This window comes from Nisaea nitritireducens (genome assembly GCF_014904795.1).
Lineage (GTDB): Bacteria > Pseudomonadota > Alphaproteobacteria > Thalassobaculales > Thalassobaculaceae > Nisaea > Nisaea nitritireducens.
Genome location: NZ_JACZFS010000020.1, coordinates 78777 through 88752 on the forward strand (window position 1 = coordinate 78777; position 9976 = coordinate 88752).

Annotated in this window: 10 protein-coding genes; 5 read left to right on the forward strand and 5 right to left on the reverse strand. The window is 60.3% G+C overall.

Annotated features, from left to right (window positions below; all coding sequences use genetic code 11):
* The first annotated feature begins 39 nt into the window (after nt 1-39).
* Genes aroQ through aat form a run of 4 tightly spaced genes read left to right on the forward strand, consistent with a single transcriptional unit; the run spans nt 40 to nt 3004 of the window.
* Nucleotides 40-489, forward strand: coding sequence for a type II 3-dehydroquinate dehydratase (aroQ, locus tag IG629_RS08775; RefSeq protein ID WP_319025049.1), 450 nt, complete (start codon nt 40-42; stop codon nt 487-489).
* Nucleotides 490-507: 18 nt separating this feature from the next.
* Nucleotides 508-942 carry an acetyl-CoA carboxylase biotin carboxyl carrier protein gene (gene accB / locus IG629_RS08780; RefSeq protein WP_193171575.1) on the forward strand — a complete coding sequence of 145 codons (435 nt, stop codon included), beginning with the start codon at nt 508-510 and terminating at the stop codon, nt 940-942.
* A gap of 15 nt (nt 943-957) precedes the next feature.
* On the forward strand, nt 958-2304 hold the full coding sequence (gene accC / locus IG629_RS08785; protein WP_193171576.1) for an acetyl-CoA carboxylase biotin carboxylase subunit: 1347 nt from the start codon (nt 958-960) through the stop codon (nt 2302-2304).
* Between the two features lie 46 nt (nt 2305-2350).
* The gene (gene aat, locus IG629_RS08790) at nt 2351-3004 is read left to right on the forward strand and encodes a leucyl/phenylalanyl-tRNA--protein transferase (RefSeq protein WP_193171577.1); all 654 of its coding nucleotides are present in this window, start codon (nt 2351-2353) and stop codon (nt 3002-3004) included.
* Here the strand turns inward: aat and IG629_RS08795 are convergent.
* The 5 genes from IG629_RS08795 to IG629_RS08815 form a co-directional block, all read right to left on the reverse strand.
* Nucleotides 2938-3369, reverse strand: coding sequence for a DUF2155 domain-containing protein (locus IG629_RS08795; protein ID WP_193171578.1), 432 nt, complete (start codon nt 3367-3369; stop codon nt 2938-2940). The genes aat and IG629_RS08795 overlap by 67 nt on opposite strands.
* A 28-nt stretch (nt 3370-3397) precedes the next feature.
* Nucleotides 3398-3856 carry an outer membrane lipid asymmetry maintenance protein MlaD gene (mlaD, locus tag IG629_RS08800; RefSeq protein WP_193171579.1) on the reverse strand — a complete coding sequence of 153 codons (459 nt, stop codon included), beginning with the start codon at nt 3854-3856 and terminating at the stop codon, nt 3398-3400.
* 61 nt (nt 3857-3917) lie between these two features.
* The gene (locus IG629_RS08805; RefSeq protein WP_193171580.1) at nt 3918-4271 is read right to left on the reverse strand and encodes an NADH:ubiquinone oxidoreductase subunit NDUFA12; all 354 of its coding nucleotides are present in this window, start codon (nt 4269-4271) and stop codon (nt 3918-3920) included.
* An 85-nt stretch (nt 4272-4356) separates the two neighbouring features.
* On the reverse strand, nt 4357-5022 hold the full coding sequence (locus IG629_RS08810; RefSeq protein ID WP_193171581.1) for an RraA family protein: 666 nt from the start codon (nt 5020-5022) through the stop codon (nt 4357-4359).
* Between the two features lie 35 nt (nt 5023-5057).
* On the reverse strand, nt 5058-5687 hold the full coding sequence (locus tag IG629_RS08815) for a LysE family translocator (RefSeq protein WP_193171582.1): 630 nt from the start codon (nt 5685-5687) through the stop codon (nt 5058-5060).
* 571 nt (nt 5688-6258) lie between these two features.
* Here IG629_RS08815 and IG629_RS08820 point away from each other — a divergent pair.
* Nucleotides 6259-9945 carry a vitamin B12-dependent ribonucleotide reductase gene (locus tag IG629_RS08820; RefSeq protein WP_193171583.1) on the forward strand — a complete coding sequence of 1229 codons (3687 nt, stop codon included), beginning with the start codon at nt 6259-6261 and terminating at the stop codon, nt 9943-9945.
* Nucleotides 9946-9976: the final 31 nt, after the last annotated feature.

The window sequence follows — 9976 nt, forward strand, 5'->3', positions numbered from 1 at the left end:
CGTGATATAACCTTCGAAACTGAGATGCAGGCGAGCATAGTGTCCGAACGCCCGGAAATACTTATTCTCAATGGCCCAAATCTGAACATGCTTGGAACCCGGGAGCCGGAGCTCTACGGGGCCGAGACATTGGACGATGTCGATGCCATGTGTGCCGACCATGCCGCAACACTTGGGCTGGCGACGGATTTCCGGCAATCGAACTTCGAAGGTGAAATGGTGACGATCATCCAGCAAGCGCGCGGCAGCGCGTCTGGGATCATTATCAATGCGGGCGCCTACACGCACACCTCCGTCGCCATTCACGACGCTTTGCGCGTGGCCGATCTGCCGGTGATCGAAGTCCATGTTTCAAACATTCACCGGCGCGAACCCTTCCGCCATACATCGTATATTTCCTCCGTCGCCGAAGGAATCATCGTAGGCCTTGGAACCCAGGGCTATGTCCTGGCCCTCGATGGTATGGCGCGGATACTTGATCGCACCTGAACGAACCCGGAGACCCCTTTGTCGCACGACATTGACAGCAAACTCGTACGAAAGCTCGCCGCCCTCCTGGAAGAGACCGGCCTTGGAGAGCTTGAATATGCGAAGGACGACTGGCGGATCCGCGTGGCCAGGCCGGCCGTACAGCAGGCGGCCAGCGTGGTCGCGGCGCCTGCCCCGGCTCCAGTCGCGCCCGTCGCGGATACCGCTCCTGCAGATATTGCAGGCGCGGTGAATTCTCCGATGGTCGGTACAGCCTATCTCGGCCCAGATCCCGACTCGGCGCCCTTCGTTTCGGTCGGCGCCAGGGTCACCGAAGGTCAGACCCTGATGATCATCGAAGCAATGAAGGTTATGAATCCGATCCCCGCGCCGCGCGCCGGGACGGTGAAGGACGTACTGGTTCAGAACGGGCAGCCGATTGAATTCGGCCAGCCGCTGATCGTGATCGAGTAGCGGACCGGAGCCGAAATGTTCGAGAAAGTCCTGATCGCCAATCGCGGCGACGTGGCCCTGCGCATTCACCGGGCCTGCCGGGAAATGGGTATACGGACCGTTGCCGTGCATTCCACTGCCGACGCGGATGCAATGCATGTGCGCCTCGCCGACGAGAGTGTCTGTATCGGCCCGCCCGCTGCGAAGGACAGCTATCTCAACATTCCGGCCATTCTCACGGCCGCCACCGTGACCGGCGCCGACGCCATCCATCCCGGTGTCGGGTTTCTGTCCGAGAACGCGGATTTCGCCGAGATCGTTGAAGCGCACGGCTTTGTCTTCATCGGCCCCTCGCCGCAGCATATCCGCGACATGGGCGACAAGATCATCGCCAAGCGGACTGTGAAGGCACTGGGCATTCCCTGTGTGCCAGGCTCGGACGGGCCCGTCGAATCAGTCGAGGCCGCTGAAGCGGCTGCCGAGGAGATCGGCTTTCCGGTTTTGATCAAGGCGACTGCCGGCGGCGGCGGACGCGGCATGAAGATCGCCCAAAGTCGGGACGAGGTCAGCGAAGCCTACAATATGGCCCGCCGTGAAGCAGCGGCGGCCTTCGGCAACGACGAAGTCTATATGGAGCGCTATCTCTCCAAGCCGCGCCATATCGAAGTGCAGATCGTCGGCGACGGTCATGGCCATGTGGTTCATCTGGGTGAGCGCGATTGCTCCCTGCAACGTCGCCACCAGAAGGTTCTGGAAGAGGCGCCCTCGCCAGCCCTGAATGAAGCCGCGCGTGCTAAAATCGGTGCCATTGCCGCCAGTGCCACCGCGAAGATGAACTACCGCAGCCTCGGAACGCTGGAATTCCTGTACGAGGACGGCGAATTCTTCTTCATCGAAATGAACACCCGCCTGCAGGTCGAGCACCCGATCACCGAAATGATCACCGGCATCGACCTCGTTCGCGAGCAGATTCAGATCGCCTCCGGAGCGACGCTGTCCTTTACCCAGGACGACGTGGTTTTGAACGGGCACTCCATCGAGTGCAGGATCAACGCGGAAAACCCGCGCACTTTCATGCCGTCACCGGGCCGCGTCACCGACTATCACGCACCGGGCGGTCTCGGGGTCAGGGTCGATTCGGCACTGTATGCCGGCTACCAGATCCCGCCCTACTACGACAGCCTGATCGCCAAACTGATCGTGCATGGCTCCAACAGAAACGAGTGCTTGCTGCGGCTGCGCCGGGCCTTGGACGAGATTGTGATCAGCAATGTGGAGACCACCGTGCCTCTGCATCAGGATCTCTCGCAGGCTCCCGATTTCATAAACGGCGAATACGACATACACTGGCTAGAGAAGAGTTTCCTCGCCGATCCAGCCTGACCGGAACGGCCACCGCCCAGAAGGGCGCAGAGGAGTCGCTGGCACGATGTCGCAATTGCGGCCAGAACTGTTGCTTCAGGCCTACGCTATCGGCGTCTTTCCGATGGCGGAGAGCCATGACGATGCCCGCACATTCTTTGTCGATCCTGAAAATCGTGGCGTCCTGCCACTTGACGCCTTCCACGTTTCGCGCAGCCTCCGCAAGGAGGTAAAGCGGCGGCGGTTCGACGTTCGCTGCGACACGGACTTCCGCGGCGTGCTCGAAGGCTGTGCGGAGCCACGGGATGAGCGCCCCGATACCTGGATCAACGAAGAAATCTTCAGGCTCTACATGTCACTTTTTGAGATGGGCCACGGTCACAGCGTCGAATGCTGGCGCGAAGGGAAGCTCGTCGGGGGGCTTTACGGGGTAGCCCTGGGAGGCGCCTTTTTCGGCGAGAGCATGTTCAGCCGGGAGCCGAACGCAAGCAAGGTTGCACTTGTCCACCTGGTAGCCCGACTCAAGGCGTCCGGCTTCACTCTGTTGGACAGCCAGTTCATCACCGAGCATCTGGCGCAGTTCGGAGCGATCGAAATTCCGCGTCAGGACTACCGCGACCAACTCGCCGAAGCCATCAAACTTCCAGCCGAATTCTACTCGGGGCCGGACGACTGGCCGTTCGTTGAAGAACTCCTGCAGTCCAATAGCCAGACATCGTAGACAGGATGCTCGACAGCATTCAGTGCAGGACTTGAGGCGAACATCCAGCCTGTGAAAAGGCGGATCTGTTCTTCGTCAGGCTTCTTCTCGTCGATTTCGAGGAAGGCGGCATTTTCAGGTGTTTCGGTCGGTGGCCGCTTGCGGCACGCCCGGGGCGTGATGGAGAACGTTCCGAAGGTGGCCGTCTCCCCCACCTGCGCTTCAAAAGTGGAAATTCGCGCCGTGATCTTGTCCAGCCCCTGCAGGACCGCGATGGGAAGCTCGATCCAACCGGGCTCGGGGGGCGGTGTCTGAGCATTGGCACCAGCTGACAGGGCGATCAGAAATGCCGTCCCCCAGATAATCACACACTTCGACAGTCGCATGGGAGCGGCCCCAACCAATTTCGCCCAGTTATTCCTTTGTAGCGGAAGAACTGGCCGAAAATATGAACTTGCCGAGAAGTTGGACGATATCGACGGGGTCCTGCGTATATTCGATAGTACCGCCGCTCTTTATCGTTTCAAAGTCGCCGCCCGGAACGATCTCCAGAAAGCTCCCGCCAAGCAGGCTTTCATTCGAGATCGCAGCCGCACTATCGGCCGGCAGCTCGATATCGTCCCGGATGTTCATGGTCACTTTGGCCAGGAAAGATTTCGGATCCAGTTCCTGGCTGACGATGGTGCCGATCTTGATTCCGCTCATCCGGACATCACCGCCGACGGCAAGGCCTGAAACCTTGTTGAAGCTTGCCGTCACGATATAGCCGCCACGCGTGTTGAGATCCGCCGATATATAGGCGAATACCGTAAATATGCCGGCGACCAGCAACACTACGGCGCCAATAACGGTTTCGATCGTATTGCGCTTCATGAGACCTCAGCAGATTGAACCAGAAGACGCCGGAACGACGCCTTCGCACAGCCGGAAACCGTCAGTTCGGCGTCCAGGCTTCATAATCTCCGGTCGCCGCGTCACGCTTGCCACCCTCGAGGACATGCCCCGGCGGACGGTAGGCGTAGCGGGTACCCGTAAGATTCGGCAGATGTTCTTTCTGCCAGTCGAAATCGTCATCGGTCGCCAACGGGGCTTCAGCTGTGTAATGCAGCCAAGCATGCCATTCCGCCGGAACCTTCGAGGCTTCGACGATCCCGTTATAGATCACCCAACGCTTCCGCTTGTAGCCAGCAGCCGGTTCGGACTTGTGCTCGTAATAGCGGTTACCGAACTGGTCCTGGCCGACCTCGCGGCCGTTAAGCCATGTGTAAATTGACGTGCCGATATCCATCGACCAACCACCCTGTCACCTGCATCAAGACGTTGCCGGAATATGTCATTCCCAAGCCGCGCAGTCCAGTCGGACGCGCAAAGCTTCATTCCGCAGTGATCTCCGGAATTTCAATCCCGAGCATCTCCGCTGTCGTCTTGCCGGCCGCAAGCTGCGCCAGCATGTCCGTCTCCTTGCGGACATGCGCCTCGCCGGCTTCAAGAATCGCGCCCGCCTGCTCCAGCGGCACGACGGTCACACCGTCTGCATCGCCGAGAATAAGATCACCCGTCCGCACCGGGACGCCACCGCAGGAGATCGGGCCGTCGATCGAACCACCGAACCCCTTGTGCGGTCCGGCCGGAACGGACGCCGAGGCAAAGACCGGAACATCTCCCGCACGAAGCTCCGCCACATCCCGCGCGGCTCCGTCTATGACGAATCCCGCTACGCCCTTGTGCTTGGCTGCCGTCACCAGGATTTCCCCAATGATGGCCACATCCGGATTCCCACCGGCGTCGATCACAATGATCTCGCCCTTCCGCATCAGCGGGATTGCCGCGTGAACGCAGGCATTGTCGCCGGCCATCACCCTGATTGTCCGGGCATGTCCGATGATTCGCATGTCCGGATGCAGGGGGGAGACACGGCCCGCCATGCTGGCCGTCCGGTTCAGGCAATCCCCGGCGACGGCCGGCGGCACGCCTTTCCAGCGTTCGAGAGCTGCCGCGTCGAGTGCCTTATAGTCGCCCTTGTATCTGATGATCGCCATTGGTCCGCTCCCTTATGTTTTTGTATTTTTGCGCTTCAAACGGCAGAACGCCGCGTCAGGGCCGTCAGAAGTCCCGCGCCGATCATTGCACTTCCGCCGAGCCTGTTCACTATCCGGAGCGCCCGCGGACTGGAAAACCGGTTTTGCATCGTCCCGGCCATGACTGCCCAGAAGACGGCATTTAGTGCACCGAGAATCACGAAGGTCGCAATCAGGATGACACATTGCATCACGATCGGGCGCGCCGGGTCGAAGAACTGAGGCACGAAGGCCACGAAGAAAACGATGCCCTTTGGATTGAGAGCGGTCACCACAAAGGCATTGCTGAACATCCTCAGCTTGTCGCGCCGCCCGGTCCCGACCTGAACCGATGCAAGCTCTGGCTTGCTGCGCCAAAGCTGCACACCAAGCCAGAGGAGATATCCGGCACCGGCCAACTTCATCACGGTGAAGAGATCGGCCGATGCCGCCAGAATCGCGCCCGCGCCGAGCAAGGACACCGTCATTGCCACCAGATCGCCAAGCGCCACACCCGGCACCGTCGCCCAGCCGGACTCCCGTCCGCGCACCATCGCGTAGCTCGCGACCAGCATCACGGTCGGCCCCGGGATCGCCAACATGAAAGCCGAGGCTGCCGTGAATGCGAGCCAAAGGGTCGGGTCCATTATTATCCTCCACGCTAAACCTGGTATTCGCCGCATCGCCAATGTCAGGGAGTGAGCCACAGCACCGGAACCCGGGGCAAGACCTGCTTTTCCTCGCCCCTTGCAAAAGCCCGGATCGCACGGCGACAGTGCGAAAAAACACTAGATGTAGATTTTATGACATTTCGGCGCACAAAATATGTTGATTCGGAAAACCGAAAACGGCATTATTTGGGTCGACGGCTTGGCACGGGCCTTCTAATAGAAATGCGGAGCTTGATCGCGGAATCAAGACTTTGGATCGCCGGATTGCAGCACGCAACCCGAAGCAGGTCACGTCGCCCTTAATTCACCTAATAGAATTGGTGAATTTATTCTTATTTTACTTCCATTTTACTTTAACGCTCGCTGCGGACAGGCAATTTCCGCAGAATTCCGCGGACATTGAGCCGACATTCATTTTTTCCATCCTTACGGTTCATTTATCATTGCCTCCGGGAAGCCAAATCCAGTATCGTCTCAACCCTTGGCCACAAGATCTTGTGGCGTCAGCGCTATAGCCACTGACCAAACGGAACGGGGGGTTCCAAGTATGAGAATCGAACGCCGGTTTACGGACTCAAAGAAGGGTCCTTATGCAGGTATTGAATTTCGGAAAACCAGCAGCGAAATCCGCAACCCGGATGGATCCGTTGTTTTCCAGAATGCAGATATTGAAGTCCCGGCCGATTGGTCGCAGGTGGCTTGCGACATCCTCGCACAGAAGTATTTCCGCAAGGCGGGCATCCCGGCGCGCCTGAAGCCGTTCGAGGAGGCTGACGTCCCCTCGTGGCTGTGGCGCATGACCCCGGACAAGGACGCCATCGCGGCGCTGCCGGAAGATGAGCGCACGGTTGGTGAAAGCAGCGCCAAGCAGGTTTTCAACCGGCTGGCCGGCACCTGGACCTACTGGGGCTGGAAAGGCGGCTACTTCGACGCCGAAGCCGATGCCAAGACCTATTACGAAGAAATGTGCCATATGCTTTGCCGGCAGATGGCGGCCCCGAACTCCCCCCAATGGTTCAATACCGGTCTGCACTGGGCCTATGGCGTCGACGGCCCCGCACAGGGCCACCACTATGTCGACTACAAGACCGGCAAGCTGACGCGCTCCAAGTCGGCCTACGAGCATCCCCAGCCCCATGCCTGCTTCATCCAGGGCGTCAGTGACGATCTGGTGAATGACGGCGGCATCATGGACCTCTGGGTCCGCGAGGCGCGGCTCTTCAAGTATGGCTCCGGCACCGGCTCCAATTTCTCTCGCCTGCGCGGCGAGGGCGAGTCCCTCTCCGGTGGCGGCAAGTCCTCCGGCCTGATGAGCTTCCTGAAGATCGGCGACCGGGCTGCCGGCGCCATCAAGTCCGGCGGCACCACCCGCCGGGCCGCAAAGATGGTCACGGTCGACATCGACCATCCGGACATCGAGAAATACATCGACTGGAAGGTTCGCGAAGAGCAGAAGGTCGCCGCCCTGGTCTCCGGCTCCAAGCTGGCCCAGAAGCACCTGAAAGAAGTCATGGCTGCCTGCCGCGATGCCGACGGTGCCGAGGGCGCTGCCCGCTTCGACCCGAAGCAGAACCGGGCCCTGAAGAAAGCCATTATCGGCGGCCGCAAGGCGATGATCCCGGAGAACTACATCCAGCGGGTCATCCAGTTCGCCGAGCAGGGCTTCACTGCCATCGACTTCCCGACCTACGACACCGACTGGGACAGCGAAGCCTATCTCACCGTCTCCGGCCAGAACTCGAACAACTCCATTCGGGTGAGCAATGACTTCCTGGAAGCCGTTGCCGAAGGCAAGAACTGGGACCTGATCCGCCGCACCGACGGCAAGATCTCCGAGTCGGTCAATGCAGCCGAGCTGTGGGACAAGGTCTCCAACGCGGCCTGGGCCTGCGCCGATCCGGGCATCCAGTACGACACCACGATCAACGAATGGCACACCTGCCCGGCTTCGGGACGGATCAATGCATCCAACCCGTGCTCCGAGTACATGTTTCTCGACGACACGGCCTGCAACCTCGCCTCCATGAACCTGATGCAGTTCCGGCATGAGGATGGCAGCTTCGACATCGAAGCGTTCGAGCACGCCACCCGGATCTGGACCATCACGCTGGAAGTCTCCGTGCTGATGGCGCAGTTCCCATCGAAGGAAATCGCCAGACTGTCCTACGACTTCCGCACCCTCGGCCTCGGCTTCGCCAATATTGGCGGCCTGCTGATGGCCAGCGGCTTTTCCTACGACAGTGACGAAGGCCGCGAGCTTTGCGGCGGCATCAGCGCCCTGATGACTGGCATCGCCTACAAGACCTCTGCCGAAATGGCGGGCGAGCTGGGCACGTTCCCGGAATACAAGCCGAACGCCGAACACATGCTGCGGGTCATCCGCAACCATCGCCGCGCCGCCTATGGCGAGGATGAGGGTTACGAGGAGCTGGCGATCAAGCCGGTGCCGCTGAACGCCCTGAACAGCCCGAACCGGGACCTGAACGCGGCCGCTATCGCCGCCTGGGATGCAGCACTGGAACTCGGTGAGCAGCATGGCTACCGCAATGCCCAGACCACGGTAATTGCCCCCACCGGCACCATCGGCCTGGTCATGGATTGCGACACCACCGGTATCGAGCCGGACTTCGCCCTGGTGAAGTTCAAGAAACTGGCCGGCGGCGGATACTTCAAGATCATCAACCGGATCGTGCCGGAAGCCTTGAGCAACCTCGGCTATTCGGAAGAGCAGATCGAAGAGATGATCCGCTATGCCGTCGGCTACGGAACGCTCGAAGGCGCCACGGGCATCAACCCGGAAAGCCTGAAGGCAAAAGGCTTTGGCGATGCACAGGTGAAAGTGATTCAGGATGCGGTGGCCAGCGCCTTCGACATCAAGTTCGCTTTCAACAAGTGGACCCTCGGCGAGGATTTCTGCCGTGATACGCTCGGCTTCACCGACGATCAGCTGAACGATCTCTCCTTCGACATGCTGCTGTCTCTCGGCTTCACCAAAAAGCAGGTCGAGGAAGCCAACACCTATGTCTGCGGTGCGATGACGCTGGAAGGCGCTCCGTACCTGAAGGACGAGCATCTGCCGGTGTTCGACTGCGCCAACCCGTGCGGCCGGATCGGCAAGCGATTCCTCTCCACCGAAAGCCACATCCGCATGATGGCGGCCTCCCAGCCGTTCATCACCGGCGCGATATCCAAGACCATCAACATGCCGAACGCGGCGACGGTTCAGGATTGCTCTGACGCCTACATCCTGTCCTGGAAGCTCGGCATCAAGGCCAACGCGCTCTATCGCGACGGCTCCAAGCTGAGCCAGCCGCTCTCCTCCTCCCTCGTTGACGACGAGGACGAGGAAGAGATGGAAGATCTGATGGAAGCGCCGATCGCCGCCAAGGCGCCGGTTGTCGCAGAACGGATCGTCGAACGGATCATCGAGCGTGCCGCGGAGCGTGAGCGTCTGCCGCATCGCCGCAAGGGCTACACCCAGAAGGCCAATGTCGGTGGCCACAAGGTGTATCTCCGGACCGGAGAATACGAGGAAGGCAAGCTTGGCGAGATCTTCATCGACATGCACAAGGAAGGCGCCGCTTTCCGCTCGCTGATGAACAACTTCGCCATCGCCGTCTCCATCGGCCTCCAATATGGCGTGCCGCTGGAGGAATATGTCGACGCCTTCACCTTCACGCGGTTCGAGCCGCAGGGAATGGTGACCGGCAACGACGCCATCAAGATGGCGACCTCGATCCTCGACTACATCTTCCGGGAGCTGGCGATCTCCTATCTCGACCGCCACGATCTCAGCCATGTCGACACCAGCGACCTGATGCCGGATGCGATCGGCGATGGTGACGACGAGAACGCCGTCGACAAAGCCAAGGCCCAGCTCATGGAGCAGGTCGGCACCATCACCAGCCGCGGTTATGTCCGCAAGAACCTGGTGGTGCTGCAGGGCGGTCAGTCTAACCAGATGAAGGCTACAGGAACGGACAATGCCCAACCGGTCATGGCAACGGCAGCCACACACGCAGCGACAGTGACGACAACGGTGCAGAAGAGCGCATCGGTCACGGTCTCCGAAAGCGTGATGGACGCGACCGACGCAAAGCTGAACCGGATCCGGGAAGCCCGGATCAAGGGCTATGAAGGTGAAAGCTGTGGCGAGTGCGGCAACTTCACCCTGGTCCGCAACGGCACTTGCCTGAAGTGCGACACCTGCGGCGGGACGTCCGGCTGCAGCTGAGCCAGCCCCCTCTAAACACAAACGGGCCCCC